Raw genomic sequence first — 16,078 nt, 5'->3', positions numbered from 1 at the left:
AAAACCGAGCCTCCTGCTCGGTTTTGAATCCCGGTTTCGGGCAAGCCCGAAACCGATTACTAACGGCTTTGCCGAACGTCCTGTTCGGGACTTGAAACAAGATGTTTTATATGCGGCATTATGCCCGTCAAAACATCGCGGATAACCGGCTTTAAGTTCGCACATTTGAAAATGTGCTCACACTTAAAGGTAGCATTGAACATACAATTTTAGCTGTATGTTCGGGATTCCAAAGGGCAGAGCCCTTTGGCAGTGCGGGAGAGAGAGGGGGTTCTAGGGGGAGAGAGAACCCTGCCCTGAACGGGGTGCTCTCTCCCCCTAATGTTTTGGAGGAACAAATGTTAAAATACTGTTTACGTGAAAACTTACTCACACCGGACGAAAACGACTACATGGCGCAGGCTGCCGATGTGCGCTCGTTTTCTTTAGACGAAATCATTGACCTTATGATGCAAAAAGGTTCAACCCTGACCAAAGCGGACACAAAGGCGGTGCTGCAAGTGTACGGCGAAGTGGTTTCCGCCCTGATTGAAGACGGCTCTGCGGTAAACACGCCCCTTATGAACACGGCATTGAGCATTACCGGTACCTTTATCGGGGCGGCGGACAGCTTCGACAAAAAGCGCCACAGCATCAAACTCAACCTGACGCCCGGCATCCTGCTTAAAAATGCGCTTACAAAAATCAAATGCGAAAAGACGCAAAGTACCGACACCAACCCCTACATTACCGAAGTTACCGACATCGTATCGGGCAAGGTGAACGAGCTTCTGAGCGCAGGCGGCGTTGTGCAGCTGGTAGGCGCAAGGTTAAAGTTCGACCCCAAAGACGCATCCCAAGGCATCTTCTTTGTACCCGAAGCGGGGGCCGAAGTAAGGGCTGCCGTCATCGCCGAAAACAAGCCCGCCCGCCTTATGGCAATAATCCCTGCGGACTTAAAAGCCGGCAATTGGTACATCGAAGTGCGCACAAAGATAATCGGTTCGTCGCAAAAAAGCAAAAGCCTTAAAACGGGCAGATTCGATAAACCGCTTACCCGCACATAAGCTTTGACAAACCGCACAGCCTTCGCCGGTCAAAACACGGAACCTACGGCCGCCGTAGAGCATAACCTACGCCTGCCGTAGAGCATAACCTTCGTCGGTCGTAGTACCCAGTCTACGCTATATCCAAGTACAAGGTATCCTTCAGCGTAAACAGCGGCAAAGGCTTTCTTATTAATGCTTTCACTTCTTCAATGCTTAAACCTGCCGCTTAAGCAATATTTTCGATATCATATTCTGCTACTAACATATTACTTTTATAAAGCCTCAATTTCTTCTTTAGTAAGTTTTGTCATTTGCATAATAAAATCGGTTTCACAATGTGCCTCTTTCATCAGCTTTGCCGTTTCAAGTTTGTTCCGGTAAGAGCCTTGTTCAATGCCTCGCTCCATACCTTGTTCAATGCCTTGTTCAATACCTTCCGCAAAGGCGGTTTCCCGTTCTTCTGCTCTTTGTACCGCAATATCGGTGTCATAATCATATTCGGCCAGTAACATATTGATTACCTCCTTAGTCTTGCGCTTTAGATATTCACGCAAAATATTATTTTGTATACATTCTTCAACGGCTTTTTGAAAGCCGTTTTGAGGATCTTCTTTTTTCCATCTCCGCACCGTTTCTACAAACACAGTGTATTCATACATCGTTTTGCAGTTTTCCAGTACCGGATGGCGATTTTGTTGGTTTATGTTTATCACCTTAACGGTCAACTCAAGATTAGGTTTTTCTGCTTTTTCTATAAAAGCTTCCGAAAGTTTTAGTGTTTTATCGGAAGGGTAAGACACCTCTCCATTGTAAAAAACATAGAACTCAGGGATTGGAATATGTAAGAGTTTACGGCTGTATTTTTCTTTTGATTCAAAGAGCTTTTCATAAAGGCGGCTGATATATTCAAGGCAGCGCAAAGGCATGTTAGGGTTTATTGTTGATTGGTGTTCTGCAAGTACTATGATTTTATTGTCTACAAGATAAGACACATCATTATAAAAAGTCATATAGAGAACTTGATCAAGTCTGATGTTTTTCAGCTGTTCTACAACCGTAAGTGAAGTTCCATGCAAAGCGTTATAAAGCGATAAAAAATTTTCTTTTGCCTTTTCGTCTTCACTAAACAAATCTACAAAGACCGAGTCTTTGTATTTGCGGTTTGAACTACTCATAACTACGCCCTCTCATTGGGTATATTATAGCACAATTTCGGCAGATTTGTAAGATAATGTATATGCTTTTTTATTTAACCTCACAGAGATGTAAATCGATTTTTACCTAAACTTAATATTGAAATTTAAAAATTGATTTACATATCAGTACCTTTCATTTATTCCAATAATATGATATTATGCTTTAGGTTAGATTTTAGCCAAATTAAAATCTTAGGAGGTTTATTTATGAAACCCACTCTCTTAGTCTTAGCTGCCGGAATGGGCAGCAGGTATGGAGGCGTCAAACAGATAGCTGCCGTCGGAAGGCATGACGAAACTTTGTTGGATTATGCAGTTTACGATGCAATGAATAACGGCTTCGGCAAGGTTGTCTTTATAATCAGAGAAGATATCGAAAACGATTTTAGAGAACGTTTTTTTAATAGAATTGCGCGCAACTGTAATGCAGATTATGTATTCCAATCTATGGACGGTTTTTTGACTGATGAGCAAATAAAAAGAGCTGTCAACAGGAAAAAACCTTGGGGTACGGCTCATGCCATTTTGTCTGCGGAGTTAAAAATAAATGAGCCCTTTGCGGTTATAAATGCCGATGACTATTACGGCCGCTCGGCTTATAAAACTATAGCGACCCATCTTTCAACCTTGTCAAATGATTCTACCGAGCATGCTATGGTCGGTTATATCTTGGATAAGACCTTGAGCCGCTCCGGTTCCGTTTCAAGAGGAATTTGTCAAGTCGGAAACGGCTATCTTATCGGAATCACCGAGCATAAGGATATCGCATATAAAAAGGTTGGCCCTGTCGAAAAAATCATCTCCGAGCATGAGGGAAAAGAGGTTGAGTTTTCAGGCAAGGAAACCGTCTCGATGAACCTCTTCGGCTTCTCTCCTAAAATTTTCGATTTTATGAACGAGTATTTTAAAGACTTTATCCATAAATATGCAGAAAGCGAAAAGGCCGAATGTCTCTTGCCTGAGGGTGTAGGGGCCATGATGAAAAAGGGCTTAGGAAAGGTTAAGGTTTATACTACCACCGAAAGATGGTTCGGAATGACCTATCCCGAAGACAGAGAAATCGTTAAAAACGAACTTGAAACTAAAGTGAAAGAAGGCTACTATCCCGAATTCCTGTGGAGATAGAATTTTTATCTTTCTGCTAAGGCCTTTTCGACTTCGGGAGCAAAAAGGGCAAAGTCGTATTTTGCAGGATCTTCAGGGCAAAATTCTCTGAGGCGTTCCGTAATTTCTTCGACTGCCTTGCGGTCGTTTTGTTTTCGAGTTAAGAGGCCGAGGGCTCTTCCTCTTCGGGCGCAGTGCACGTCCAAGGGGAGGTAGAGCTCAGACGGTTTAATGCTTTTCCATAAACCGAAGTCAACGCCCCTATCATTAGATCTTACCATCCAGCGTAAAAACATATTTAATCTTTTTGCTGCAGAGCCGCCTTCCATGTCGGCTATGTGTTTTATGTTATGCGGTTCCATGTTTTTTATAAATTCTTTTCTAAATCGGCTCATTCTTCTTATCAAAGGTTCTTCCCGATTTTTAGGTTTAAATAATTCTTCAAAATTTGAGCCCGATAAATAAATGCGCCTTATAGCTTTTGCTATGGCAAGGCTGTCTTCTCCATTTAAGGTGCGGTGATAAAAGGTGCTTATCGTTTTTAACTGAGCAGGTGTGCTTTGAGTTAAGAATGCATGAGGTTGATTTTGTAAGAAAGCCATCAATTTATCCGCACTTTTTAAAATGGCCGTTCTGTTCCCCCATGCAAAAATAGAAACAAAAAAACCTGCAATTTCTATGTCTTCTTTTTTAGAAAAACGGTGAGGAATACTTATCGGATCGGCAGGTATAAAGGCCGGTTTTTCGTACTTTATTACCAGCTTGTCAAGAGTTTTTTTTAGGTCTTTAAATTGAGGTCTCATTATATCTTTATCTTAAAATTTGTTTTTAAAAGTTTTATAAGTTCCGGCCAGCGGGGATCGTGGGTGTCGGCCAATCCAAGGTCGGAAACAAAATCGCCTCTTTCTTTAAAAAACCAGTGGATAAGGTTGATCCTTATTTCATTGTCATCCAGTTTTGCATTTACGATTTTCAAAATGCTGAAAAGTTCATCAGCATTGATCAGCTTCCATTTTCCGCCGCTTATTATGTGATAAACGGAACCGTCACTTGCTCTTTCAATTCTAAAATCTTTTTTAGGCTGTGCTTTTTTGACGCTGACGGTCTTTGCTCTTTTTTCTTCTATTGCCTGCAAGTCTTCTTCAAGAGCTTCTACCTGCATATTGTATAAGTGAACGCGGGCCTGTTCTATTAAAAACAAGAGGCCTTCAGCATCCATCTGCTTCGTAAGCTCCATTAGTTCGGTTACAAGTTTTTTTTCGGCTGCGGATTGTTTGTAGGTTGAAATAGTTTTTTTAGCCGGAGACTTTGCCGTTTTTTTTGCATTAGTTTTAGCCGATTTTTTTACAGGGTCTTTTACCGGTGTTTTAACCTTTTTTGCAGTCCCTGTTTTTTTTGTTTCACTTGCTTTTTTTGCCATATCATTTTCCCCCTATGAGTTTAATTTTTGATACAACATATCCAAATCATCTTTTGAAAAGTATGATATTTCGACGACACCTTTTTTTAAGTTTCCTTTTATTTGTACCTTTGTTCCCAAGGAATTTATAAATTGCTGCTCAATATCTCTTAACTCAAAATCATCGGAAGAAAGAGAAGTTTGTTCTTTTTTTTGTTTTTTTGTTATGCGTCCGATTCCCGAATTAAGATCGGCTGCCATAGATTCGGCTTCGCGCACCGATAGTTCCGATTCTAAAATTCTTGTAAAAAGAATTTTTTGATCGGCAGGATTTACTATGGATAAGAGAGAGCGTGCATGACCTGCCGAGATTTTATTTACCCGCAAAGCGTCTTTCATTTCCTCGGGCAGTTTTAATATTCTTAAACTGTTTGTAATTGCCGATCGGCTTTTCCCGACCCTTTTTGCAAGCTCCTCTTGGTTTATGCGGGTGAGCTCCATGATCTCTTGGTAGGCAAGGGCTTCATCTACTGCGTTTAGGTCCTCTCTCTGAATGTTTTCTATTAAAGCTACTTCCAGCTTCTTTTTTTCTTCAAAGCTGCGCAGGATTACAGGAACGGTTTCCAAGCCTAAAGTGACGGCGGCTCTTGTGCGCCTTTCGCCTGCTACTATAAAATAACCCTTGTCCTCATGTTTTTCGGCTACAATCGGCTGAATTATTCCGTGTTCTTTTATTGATTCTGCAAGTTCGTTTATTTTTTCTTCATCAAAAGTTTTTCGAGGCTGATACGGATTGGGTTGGAGTAATTTCGGGTCAATATTGATAATCGAGCCTTCGGAAATATTTAGGGTTTTCTGTACCGAATGATTTGAAGGTTGCTCTTCCAAGAGGGCATCGAGCCCCCGTCCTAATGCCGATTTTTTAGCCACGGTTCAGTACCTCATGTGCAAGTTTTTCGTAACTTCGTGCTCCGGTGCATTTCGCATCATAATTGCAAATAGGCACCCCATGCGATGGCGCTTCGGATAGTCTTACATTCCGCGGAACAATGGTCGAAAAAACCTTATCTTTAAAATATGAAGATACCTGTTGTACAACTTCTTGGGCAAGATTCGTTCTTGAATCGAACATTGTAAAAAATATTCCGCCTATTTCAAGGGAAGGATTAAGGTTTTGCTGTACCCTTTGAACGGTTTGTAAAAGGAGGGTTAATCCTTCAAGGGCAAAGTATTCGCATTGGAGCGGTATATACACTTGGTCGGCTGCCGTAAGTCCGTTTAGGGTTAAAATGCCCAAAGACGGAGGACAGTCGATTAGGATATAATCGTATTCGCTTTTTACGCTTTCGATAATGTTTTTAAGATAGAATTCTCTGTCTGCTTCTTCTACAAGCTCTACCGTTGCTCCCGAAAGGTCTATTGAAGCCGGGATTGCCGACAAGTTTTTTACAGTAGTAGGGTAGATGGTGTTTTTTATTGAGGTCTTTTGGGCAAGGGCATCATAAACGGTCGGCCGCTTTTTTTGAATACCGACACCTGAAGACATATTCCCCTGAGGATCAAAGTCTATTAAAAGAGTTTTTTTGCCTGTCAGTGCGATGTAAGCACCCAAATTAATAACGGAAGTCGTCTTCCCGACCCCGCCTTTTTGGTTTACAAAAACAAATGTTTTTCCCATAATAATTTATTATACATGATTTTTAATATTTATGTAAGGGGTTTTTAAGCTTTATGAATTTTTGGCAGTTAAAATATCGTAATACCCATAGGATAAACCGAATCGACTAATTTGACAATCCAAATTAGCTGCTTTTTTTAAATTTTCGCGTGTTATTTTTATTTTAGCATTTTTACACGGTTCTTCAGGGTAAATACATTTTTCGGTATCTTTAATTGAAATTACATCTACATCAATAATTCCCAATTCGATCAACAGTTTTTTTGTTAAGTTAATAATATCGGTGTTTATGAATTCATTTAAATTTGGCGGATATTCTTTTTCGGAAGCATCGATTAACAAAAAATCTTGATATTCTTTAAAAAGTATTTCTGATTTTTGAGTGCAGTTTTTATAGGTTTTAACTATAAAAAACAAACTGCCATTTTCTTCCAGTAATGATACTAATCTTTTTATAATTTCCGTATAAGATTTGATAGTATAACAATTATAAATCCACCAAAATGGAATTCTAGGATTGCCTAGAACAATCAAATCGAATTTATGTTTAATATTTAAGGATAAAATATCTTCACAAAAATATTCGTCAAACAAAGTGATGATGTTATCTTTAATAAAATTCGGATTTTTATCTATACCTGTAAAAAAAGTATTAAAAGTATTTGGATAGGCTTTTCGGATAAGCCTCGTTAAATATCCGCTTCCGAATCCAAATTCCAAAACTGACCGGGGTGAATGTTTTTTTAAATTCTTTATAATTTCATTCATAAGTTTACAGATAAAAATTGCTGTAGTTAAATTTATAAAAAGATTATAAGCGGTGATAAAAATTATGTCAAGCATTTTTAAACCGCATGTAAATTTTTAAAAATAGGTGTCTGAAACTATTTATCTCGTTTATTCAATCACAAGCCAAGAGCCCGATCTTGATGACCCTTCTCGTTTTACAATATTTTCTTCTTGCAAACGGGCTAAAATACGCTTAACGGTACGAAGCGAGGTATTGACCAGTTTACTTATTTCTTGTTGAGTAATTTTTGGGTTTGTTTTTAACGAATCTAATACTTTTTCGTATAAAATTTCGTTAGGTTCATGATTGGTGCCATTGGTGACAGGATTGGTGCCATTGGTGACAGGATTGGTGCCATTGGTGACAGGATTGGTGCCGTCTATCCTGATGTTCCGATATAAGCAAATTCTAAAATCTCCTTCAAAATCAATGAACTTAAGTACTCTTCCCCCCTGATATAAATTGATTGACAGAACGGCTTATATTTACTATACTCAAATAAGGATGATCTTTTTTATGAACGAGAAAAAATTATTCACTGTTTCGTTTTTTATAAATTTTATTTTTTCGATGTTGACGGCTTTGTTATCTTTAATAGTATTTAATATCAACAAAAAAACAGGGGATATAAATATTATTATGATGACATTTATAAGCTCTCTCCTGTTTACGCGTGTTTTTTCAATCGGGAATTTTTTAAAGGCGAGGACTGAAATTATATTGGGAGGTATACTGTTCACTGCAGGCTGTCTTATTTTGGTAATTGAAAGCGGCAGCATGACTTGGATGTTTATCGGAACAGTTTTATTCGGCATATCTATCGGTTTAGTTCCTCCCGCAATTTTAGTATTGCTCAGCGAAAATGAAAATAAGCGTACTTCTAATTTGGGCATATATAATGCTATCGTCGCCGTAGCTTCCGTGTTTTCACCCATCATAGGTGAAAATGTTTATAATACTAATCCTTATTTTCTTTTTGTATCTTGGTCCGTATTTGCCGCTATAATGACAATAATTTCGTTATCCTTAAATCGGCAAAAAGTAAACGGCGGTGAAGATTCGGCTTCTAAAATGCTTTATAATTTGAAAAAGGTTTTGTCGAATAAAATATTTCAAATTTCGTTTATTGTTCTATTATTTTCATCAATATCATACGGCTCAATAATATCTTATTTGCCTATATATTTTAAATCGGTAAATTTATCAATCGGAATATACTATCTCTTTTTTTGGTCAGGATATATTTTGGTTCAGTTTTTTAAACAAATAAACTACAAGTTTAATATGGTGCTTTTTGCATTGTTTTTTATTATAGCAGGTCAAATTTCTCTTGTGCTTTTAGGCGGAACCTTTTTGCTATATTTTTTTGCTTTTATATACGGTTTAGGTTACGGCAGTCTCTTCAAGATGTTTTATGTCGCTATCGGTAGTTTTGAAAATGAAGAAGAGAGAAGTATCGGCTTTTCGATTGTAGGTTTAATTTCATATATAGGAGTCGGGATAGCACCGGTCTTTTTAATACCTTTTAATACGGGCTGGAAAATGCTTTTTACGGGGAATTCCATTTACAGCATTTCAGCTTTGGTTCTATTTTTATTTTTGGGAAGATCGGCTATGGGGTTGACAAAGCATTAATTTATGTATAACTCTACAAAAATGAAAAGCCCTGCACTTCATTCTCCGGCTAATTTTATATTTACCTCTCTTGCTGTTATTTTAGAATATGCCTTACTAAGAATAATTGCAGCTTTGCTTACCTCGCTGCATAAACCGCTTCCTTATATTTATTTGTTTTTAGCTGCAGCGTTTTTTTTCTTCCTTTGCAGCTTTTATGCACGCAAACTGCGTATGCTGGTAACCTTAGAAAAAATGCAAGACTTACGCAATGAGGTGCTTGATTCATGCTTATTTTTAAACAATAAAAATACTTACGAAAATGTAAATTCCGTTTTAAACAAAGACAGCAGAATAATTGCTTCGTTTTACGGAACAGAAAAGCCGATTTTTATTTCCAATCTTATATTATATGGGGCCGTTTTATTTTTTCTTTTTAGTTCCAATCTTTATTTGGCTTTTTGTATTTTGGTAATTTCTTTTTTATGTATCGTTCCTGATTTAGTACTGCGTAAATATTTTATGCAAACTTATTGGGATACGAGAGAGGTTGAAAAAAGATTAAGCAATTATTTTATCGAAGCCTTTAATCTTAATGCAATGATAAATTTATACCGGGTACATTCTTGGTTTTTTAAACGCTTTTATAAAATAACGGACGAATTTTGTAAACTCGGAAACAAGGCTGAACTCTTTGCAAAACTTGAAGATTTTTTACACAGCTTTTCGGAAGTAATTATTACGCTTTTAAGCTATCTTTTAATTGCATATTTTAAAACAAAAGAAATCATAACGGTACAAGAAGCAATAAGCACGGCCGCAATTTTACCCGTCTTTTTTTCACGGACAGTAATGATGTTTTCAATCATAGGAGCAAAAAATAGTTTTACCGTAAGCTTAAAACGTTTTCAAAATCTTGTAAATAAAAACACAGACATAAAATCATCAAATGCAGAATTTACAAAAATAGAATATAAAGATGTTCTTCCTTCTTATTTAAAAGAAAAACTTAAACCTGTTTCTTTTTGTATAAATAAAAATGATAAGGTTTTAATCAAGGGTGAAAACGGAATCGGTAAAACATCTTTAATAAAATGTCTTTTTTGCGGAATCGAATATGAAGGCATAATAGAAATTGAAACAGAATCCGGAATTAAAAACAGCGCAGAGGTCTCCGAAAATTGTTTTATAAAAAACTGCATTTACCTTCCTCAAGACTTTCCTGTACTCTCTTTAACGGCTGAAGACTTTATAAATACTGTTGCCGAAAAAAATAATATCGATATTAAGGCTCTTAAAGAAAAATTTAAAGTCTACGATTTTGAATTTGAAAAACATAAGCACACAAAAATTAAAGACCTTTCAGGCGGTGAAAAGAAAAAGCTTTTACTTCCTTTGGCATTTATGTTAAACAAGATGGTTATACTGGATGAGCCTACAAATGATTTGGACGCGCAAGGAATTTCGGCATTAAAAAAAGATTTAACGGAATATAAAAATACCCTTATGGTTATTTCACACGATAAAGATATTGAATTCTGTTTTTCAAAAATATTAAATATAGGAGAAAATAAATGAATTTAAAAACGGTAAAAATATTTTGGTCTAGTTTTTTATTGGAAAGCGCCTCACAAATTATTTCACTTTTTTTACCTGTTTATTTTTCGGCACAGGTTGGAATTATCGTATCTCATATTTATAATAAAACTTCTGCCGACGGCATTATTTTACAAGCCCTGCTTATAATTTTATTGCTTTCTCTTATTTCCCCATTTGCAGCTTTTTTAAGTGCAAAGGTGTTTTTAAAAAAGTCCGTTTTACACGATGGTGTTAATTTAAAATCGATTTTGCAAAAAGACATAAGCCAGGTACATAATTCGGGAAGCGGAAGCATTTTACAGCTTTTTGAATCGGATTTAATCGAATATAGGCTAAAACTGCGTACTCTCATTGTTACACCGATTGTCGTAACCGTATTAATTGCCATACTTTTTATTCAAAGCACCAATATAATTTTTTTACTCACAGTGTTTTGCGTATCGGCAATCCCTATTTTATTTAATAAATTATATTCACATTTGGAAGGAATTTACTACTCCCATTCTGCAGCTTACAATAATGACCGTATTGCATTTGAAGAAAATATTGTAAACAATAAAATTCCCCTTATTTTATTTTCACTTAAAGAAAATATTTTAGAATTATATAATAAGAATTACAGCTCTTATATAAATAAACATGCCGAAAAAAATATTATAAATCTCTCGCTTTCAAAAGCAATTTTAGGACTTTGTAAATATTCAATACAAGTGTTAATTGTTATAAGTTTTTCTTTTTTGTTTAAATCCGTCACCATTGAAAATCTGGCTGCTTCACTTTTTTTAATTTACCCTATCGGACAAATAATAGAATTACTTATTGAATGGGTACAGATAATTCCGTTTATGAAGATTATAAAGGGGCGTGTAAATTTCTTTTTAAATTTTGATAATTCAAATATGCCTAAAACAGGTTATGAAAATCTTGAAACTAAAAATCTTGTTTACACAATCAACGGCAGAAAATTTTCATTCCCTGATATTAAAATAAAAAAAGATAATAAACTTTTAATTGAGGGAGTAAACGGAACAGGTAAAAGTATTTTCTTAAAAATCCTTGCAGGTGAACTTAAACCTCAGGCAGGAGAAATCATATTTTCAAATCCGGTAAAAGAAGCCCTGGGTTATGTTCCGCAGACCTCACTTTTATTTAATACAGGTATAAAAGAAAACATCACATTGGGTAATGAAATCCCTGAAAACGAAATAAATAAAATGCTTAAAACATTTTCACTTGAAAAACCTGCGGAAAGGACTTTTGCCGAAAAAGATGACACTAATTTTTCAGGCGGAGAAATAAAAAAAACGGATATTGTACGGAGCTTGTTAAACTCAAAAGGTATTTTAATTTTAGATGAGCCTACAAATAATTTGGACAGCGAATCACTAGAAGAACTTATAAAAATTTTAAAAACCAAAACGGTTATTTTTACCTCACATGATAAGCGTCTCAAAGAAATTGCCGACAATACAGTAAACTTCTAATGGAAACCTCTAAAAACTTCAGCTTTTTAGAGATGCCATAATATATTTTGCCTTGACACAAACCTTTAAAGAATAGTAGAATACTCTCGATTAAAAACAATAAAAGGAAGGTTTATTTTATAAGGAATACTTATGGTTTATTTTGTAGGAGCGGGTCCGGGGGATCCGGATTTAATTACGATAAAAGGACGCAGGCTGATTGAAACGGCCGATGTTATCATTTATGCAGGCTCTTTGGTTTCAAAAGCTCATTTGATGTTTGCAAAGCATAATTGCAAAACCTATAACTCGGCTTCAATGACCCTTGAAGAAGTTATCAAAGTTATGGAAGAAAACCGCAATGCTCAAATTGTGAGGCTTCACACCGGAGACCCCTCAATTTACGGGGCCGTCAGGGAGCAGATGGATGAACTTGATAAGCTCGGAATAGATTATGAGGTTATTCCGGGCGTGAGTTCTTGTACGGCAGCGGCGGCGGCAATCAAAAAAGAGTTTACCCTTCCCGATGTAAGCCAGACAATTATCCTTACCCGCATGGAAGGCCGCACCCCTGTTCCTCAAGATGAAAAGCTGGCAGACCTTGCTGCCCACAAGGCTTCGATGGCGATTTTTTTATCGGTGCAAAATATAGAAAATGTAGTTGCGGAACTTCTCAAGGGCTATAAGGATGAGGCTACCCCGGCTGCGGTAATTTACAAGGCCACTTGGGAAGATCAAGAAATAATAACCGGAACCCTCGGCGATATCGCTCAAAAAGTGAAGAAGGTCGGAGTAAACAAAACGGCTCAAATCTTGGTGGGGAATTTTATTGCCGGGTCTTATGAAAGGTCCCGGCTTTACAATCCCAAATTTTCTCACGAATTCAGAAAAGCAGAAGAATGAAAAAAATAGCGGTCTATTCGTTTACCGAAAAAGGAAAGCTCTTGGGAGAAAAATTATCCCGCTTGAATTCCGAAATCGAGCATTTTTATAATGCAAAAACAGCCGGCGGAATCTGGTCCCTTATTCCCGATGATTTTAAAAACAGGGATGCCCTTATTTTTATTTCTTCTACCGGTATTGCCGTCCGAATGATAAGGGATTATATTCAGGATAAAAGCCAAGACCCTGCCGTGCTTGTAATCGATGATATGGGACGCTTTGTAATTTCATTGTTGTCGGGGCATTTGGGCGGAGCCAATGCGCTTACCGAAAAAATTGCAAGTACGATAGGGGCTGTGAGTGTGATTACAACAGCTTCCGACGGCCGCAACATAGAAGCCGTAGACTTGTTTGCTCAAAAAAATAACTACGCCATCTTGTCCATGGAAGATGCAAAAATAATCACAGCCCTCATGGTAGACGGAAAAAATATCGGTTTTTATTCCGAAGATAAGGCACCTCCTATAAATTACCCCAATCTTTTTATTTTGCAAGAGGAAGATTTTAACTCAAATCTAAAAGCCTTAAAAGAAGAAAAAAGCCTTGAAGGCCTTATCATCGTTTCAAATAAAAAAAGAGAAACGGTATCTGCTTTAAGCGATTCTTTGCCAATGGTACACTTGGTGCCGAAAAATTTAAACCTTGGGATAGGCTTAAAAAAAGGAGTGAATAAAGAAACCCTTGCCGAGACGGTAAGGCGGACTCTTGATTCAATAAACAAGGATTTAAGGGCAGTTAAGGCCATAGCCTCGATAGAATTAAAACAAAACGAAAAAGGCTTGCTTGATTTTGCAAAAGAACTAAACATAAGCCCGGTCTTTTTTTCTGAAAGCCAAATAGAAAAAATCGAAGATAATTTTGAAAAGTCAGACTTTGTAAAAAAGACAGTCGGAGTTTACAATGTCTCCGCCCCTTCCGCCTTTCTCCTCGGCGGCAAAATAATTTTAGATAAGTTTAAACATGAGGGCGTCACGGTTTCGGTTGCGGAGGAGTGAGGCTCCCCTTTTCAAACCCCTCTATAATCTGATATAATATCCCACCGATGGAAAAAGATAAGTGGAATGCTTTTTGTAAATTTAAAAGCGGGTATAAAGCCGAATGTATTCATTACCTTGATATTTTGGGATATAAATATAAAGAACCTTTTTTAGAAAACTGTGCCGCCCAATCTTTTAAAAAAGAAAATGCTTTATTTTTTAAGGAGGGTTTGGCCAAGCTTCAAGAAGAGGCGGCATTAGCGGCTAAGACTCCTCCCTATCCTGTGGAAACTCCGATAGTGTATAATCACGCTTGGGATTTAATCGGTCAAGATGATGAAATTAAGCTCATCGTCATAGGCGATAATCCGGGGAAAAATGAGCAGCTGCATAAAAACCAAAAGTACCTTGTCGGTCTTGCAGGAAAGATTGCGGATAATTTCTTTAAAAAAAATCTCTCGTTCGGAATCGATTTTAGGAAGAATGTTATTATCCTAAACAAAACGCCCATTCATACTGCCAAGACAAAACAGCTAGATTTTCTTTTAAAAAAAGACGGGGTCGGTTCTTTTAAAAAATTTTATGAAGAGACTCAGATTTTTACGGCTCAAAAAACGGCTGAGCTTCAAAAAAAATTGGACTGTCCTATATGGCTTGTAGGCTATAGCGAGCTTAAACCCCGCGGCTTATTTCAATCTTACGCAGACGAAATAAAGAATCTATATAAGAATACAAAAAATCCGCAAATCTATCTTTACCAGCACTTTTCGATGAACAGGTTTTTGATTGACCTAAAAGATAATTATGATCAAAGTATCGGCCTTGAAGAAAACTTATCCCTTTTAGGAATAAGACATCGAAAAGAAATTTTAGATTTTTAATACGGGGGAGTTTTAACACTTATGACTACGAATTTAAAACCGGCTGTAAATTTAAAATCGGTATTTTCCGATAAATCTTTTTTAAAAAATTTATTTATAATTGCCGTGCCCATAATATTGCAAAACTTTATAAGCTCCTTTGTAAATATTTTAGACACCATAATGATAGGCCGGCTCGGAACTGTCGAACTTGCGGCGGTAGGCCTCGGCAATCAATTATTCTTTTTATTGAATTTGATTTTATACGGAATAGGTTCGGGCGGTATGGTTTTTACTGCACAGTTTTGGGGCAAAAAAGATTTTAACGGCTTACAAAAAACATTTGCAATCTCCCTCATTGTTGCAGTTTTTTTCAGTACCCTCTTTACCTTGGCCTGCACTATTTTCCCGAAAGAAATTTTATCCCTCTACTCAAAGGATGCAGCGGTAATCGAAAAGGGCGTGGACTACCTGAGTATTTCTGCCTTTTGTTTTTTGCCCTTTGCCGTGAACTTTATTTTTATGATTACTCTGCGCTCTATCGAAAAGGTAAGGGTCGCAGTTGCGGCAACCCTCGTTTCTCTTTTTGTAAACTTAATCTTAAACGCCGTTTTGATTTTCGGCTTGTTCGGTTTTCCTGCCCTCGGAGTTAAGGGAGCCGCTGTTGCAACAGTCGCCTCCCGGGCTGCAGAGCTTTTGATTCTTTTTTCGGTAACAAAGAAAAAGAAATATCCCATACTCGGAAAGCTCAAAAATCATTTTGACTTTGACCTTAAATTTATAAGGCAATATTTTACGATAGTTATGCCTGTTTTAATAAACGAGTCCTTATGGTCTTTGGGTATCACCTTTCACCATAAGATATTTGCAGGAATCGGAACCTTTGCCTATGCCTCCTATAATATCACAAACACCGTTTCGATGTTGACATGGGTTATCTTTATAGGCTTCGGAAACGGAGTCAGCGTTTTGATAGGCAAAAAAATCGGAGAGAAAAATTATGATGAGGCAAAAACTTATGCGGTAAAGGTTTCAATCTTTGTTCCCTTTGTTGCAATTTTTGTCGGAGCTATGTTAATTCCGATTTCTTATTTAACTCCCATTTTCTTTAATGTAGAAAAAATAGTCTTAGAGACCGTAATGAAGCTCTTTATAATTTTAGCCTGCTGTTATCCCTTAAAAGCCTTTAATATGTGCATGCTTGTCGGTATTCTGAGAGCAGGCGGAGATACACGATTCGGAATAATCTGCGACACGGCAGTTATGTGGTGTGTTTCTATTCCCTTGGCCTATTCCTTATCGGTTTACACTTCTATTCCGGCATGGGGAATTTATATTTGCCTTTTTAGTGAAGAACCCTTTAAGGCTCTTTTAGGCCTTTGGAGAATCCGTTCAGGTAAATGGCTCCGCTCTGTTACGGATTGATCT

Annotated in this window: 16 protein-coding genes; 9 read left to right on the top strand and 7 right to left on the bottom strand. The window is 37.1% G+C overall.

The genetic code is table 11. The features are described from left to right. The first annotated feature begins 338 nt into the window (after window positions 1-338). Window positions 339-1,046 carry a DNA-binding domain-containing protein gene (locus E4O01_RS11555; RefSeq protein WP_253692337.1) on the top strand — a complete coding sequence of 236 codons (708 nt, stop codon included), beginning with the start codon at window positions 339-341 and terminating at the stop codon, window positions 1,044-1,046. 254 nt (window positions 1,047-1,300) lie between these two features. Here E4O01_RS11555 and E4O01_RS11550 read toward each other — a convergent pair whose 3' ends face one another. Continuing rightward, window positions 1,301-2,203, bottom strand: a complete 903-nt coding sequence (locus E4O01_RS11550) for an Rpn family recombination-promoting nuclease/putative transposase (RefSeq protein WP_253692336.1) — start codon at window positions 2,201-2,203, stop codon at window positions 1,301-1,303. Between the two features lie 228 nt (window positions 2,204-2,431). Between E4O01_RS11550 and E4O01_RS11545 the strand changes: the two genes are divergently transcribed. After that, window positions 2,432-3,349 (top strand): nucleotidyltransferase family protein, encoded by a 918-nt coding sequence (locus tag E4O01_RS11545; RefSeq protein WP_253692335.1) that lies wholly within the window; start codon window positions 2,432-2,434, stop codon window positions 3,347-3,349. Window positions 3,350-3,354: 5 nt separating this feature from the next. On the opposite strand, the gene E4O01_RS11540 is transcribed toward E4O01_RS11545, so the two are convergent. The 6 genes from E4O01_RS11540 to E4O01_RS14895 are packed head-to-tail and all read right to left on the bottom strand — an operon-like array spanning window position 3,355 to window position 7,485. Further along, window positions 3,355-4,131 carry a TIGR02757 family protein gene (locus E4O01_RS11540; protein ID WP_253692334.1) on the bottom strand — a complete coding sequence of 259 codons (777 nt, stop codon included), beginning with the start codon at window positions 4,129-4,131 and terminating at the stop codon, window positions 3,355-3,357. Then, a complete protein-coding gene (locus E4O01_RS11535; protein WP_253692333.1) occupies window positions 4,131-4,748 on the bottom strand; it encodes a hypothetical protein in 618 nt (205 codons plus the stop codon). The genes E4O01_RS11540 and E4O01_RS11535 overlap by 1 nt, the downstream gene beginning before the upstream one ends. A 12-nt stretch (window positions 4,749-4,760) precedes the next feature. Beyond that, window positions 4,761-5,657, bottom strand: a complete 897-nt coding sequence (locus E4O01_RS11530; protein ID WP_253692332.1) for a ParB/RepB/Spo0J family partition protein — start codon at window positions 5,655-5,657, stop codon at window positions 4,761-4,763. Continuing rightward, window positions 5,650-6,405 carry a ParA family protein gene (locus E4O01_RS11525; protein ID WP_253692331.1) on the bottom strand — a complete coding sequence of 252 codons (756 nt, stop codon included), beginning with the start codon at window positions 6,403-6,405 and terminating at the stop codon, window positions 5,650-5,652. Before E4O01_RS11525 ends, E4O01_RS11530 begins: the two co-directional genes overlap by 8 nt. A gap of 51 nt (window positions 6,406-6,456) precedes the next feature. Continuing rightward, window positions 6,457-7,248, bottom strand: coding sequence for a methyltransferase (locus tag E4O01_RS11520; protein WP_253692330.1), 792 nt, complete (start codon window positions 7,246-7,248; stop codon window positions 6,457-6,459). Window positions 7,249-7,302: 54 nt separating this feature from the next. Next, on the bottom strand, window positions 7,303-7,485 hold the full coding sequence (locus E4O01_RS14895; protein WP_371819655.1) for a winged helix-turn-helix transcriptional regulator: 183 nt from the start codon (window positions 7,483-7,485) through the stop codon (window positions 7,303-7,305). A gap of 226 nt (window positions 7,486-7,711) precedes the next feature. Here E4O01_RS14895 and E4O01_RS11515 point away from each other — a divergent pair, with 226 nt between their 5' ends. The 7 genes from E4O01_RS11515 to E4O01_RS11485 all read left to right on the top strand — a co-directional run bounded on the left by E4O01_RS11515 (window position 7,712) and on the right by E4O01_RS11485 (window position 16,075). Beyond that, window positions 7,712-8,830: an MFS transporter gene (locus tag E4O01_RS11515; protein ID WP_253692329.1), complete on the top strand. Its 1,119-nt coding sequence runs from the start codon at window positions 7,712-7,714 to the stop codon at window positions 8,828-8,830. 3 nt (window positions 8,831-8,833) lie between these two features. Continuing rightward, complete coding sequence (locus E4O01_RS11510) at window positions 8,834-10,387, top strand: ABC transporter ATP-binding protein (RefSeq protein WP_253692328.1); 1,554 nt, start codon at window positions 8,834-8,836, stop codon at window positions 10,385-10,387. Continuing rightward, window positions 10,384-11,892, top strand: a complete 1,509-nt coding sequence (locus E4O01_RS11505; RefSeq protein WP_253692327.1) for an ATP-binding cassette domain-containing protein — start codon at window positions 10,384-10,386, stop codon at window positions 11,890-11,892. The genes E4O01_RS11510 and E4O01_RS11505 overlap by 4 nt, the downstream gene beginning before the upstream one ends. Window positions 11,893-12,024: 132 nt before the next feature. Next, window positions 12,025-12,774: a precorrin-4 C(11)-methyltransferase gene (cobM, locus tag E4O01_RS11500; protein WP_253692326.1), complete on the top strand. Its 750-nt coding sequence runs from the start codon at window positions 12,025-12,027 to the stop codon at window positions 12,772-12,774. Further along, window positions 12,771-13,808 carry a cobalt-precorrin 5A hydrolase gene (gene cbiG / locus E4O01_RS11495; protein ID WP_253692325.1) on the top strand — a complete coding sequence of 346 codons (1,038 nt, stop codon included), beginning with the start codon at window positions 12,771-12,773 and terminating at the stop codon, window positions 13,806-13,808. The genes cobM and cbiG overlap by 4 nt, the downstream gene beginning before the upstream one ends. 47 nt (window positions 13,809-13,855) lie before the next feature. Beyond that, the gene (locus tag E4O01_RS11490) at window positions 13,856-14,671 is read left to right on the top strand and encodes a hypothetical protein (protein ID WP_253692324.1); all 816 of its coding nucleotides are present in this window, start codon (window positions 13,856-13,858) and stop codon (window positions 14,669-14,671) included. A 21-nt stretch (window positions 14,672-14,692) separates the two neighbouring features. After that, window positions 14,693-16,075: an MATE family efflux transporter gene (locus E4O01_RS11485; protein ID WP_253692323.1), complete on the top strand. Its 1,383-nt coding sequence runs from the start codon at window positions 14,693-14,695 to the stop codon at window positions 16,073-16,075. Window positions 16,076-16,078 lie beyond the last annotated feature (3 nt).

It is taken from the genome of Treponema sp. OMZ 790, from assembly GCF_024181285.1.
GTDB lineage: Bacteria > Spirochaetota > Spirochaetia > Treponematales > Treponemataceae > Treponema_B.
The sequence above is the reverse complement of the archived record's forward strand: the minus strand, read 5'-3'. Positions and strand labels throughout refer to the sequence as shown.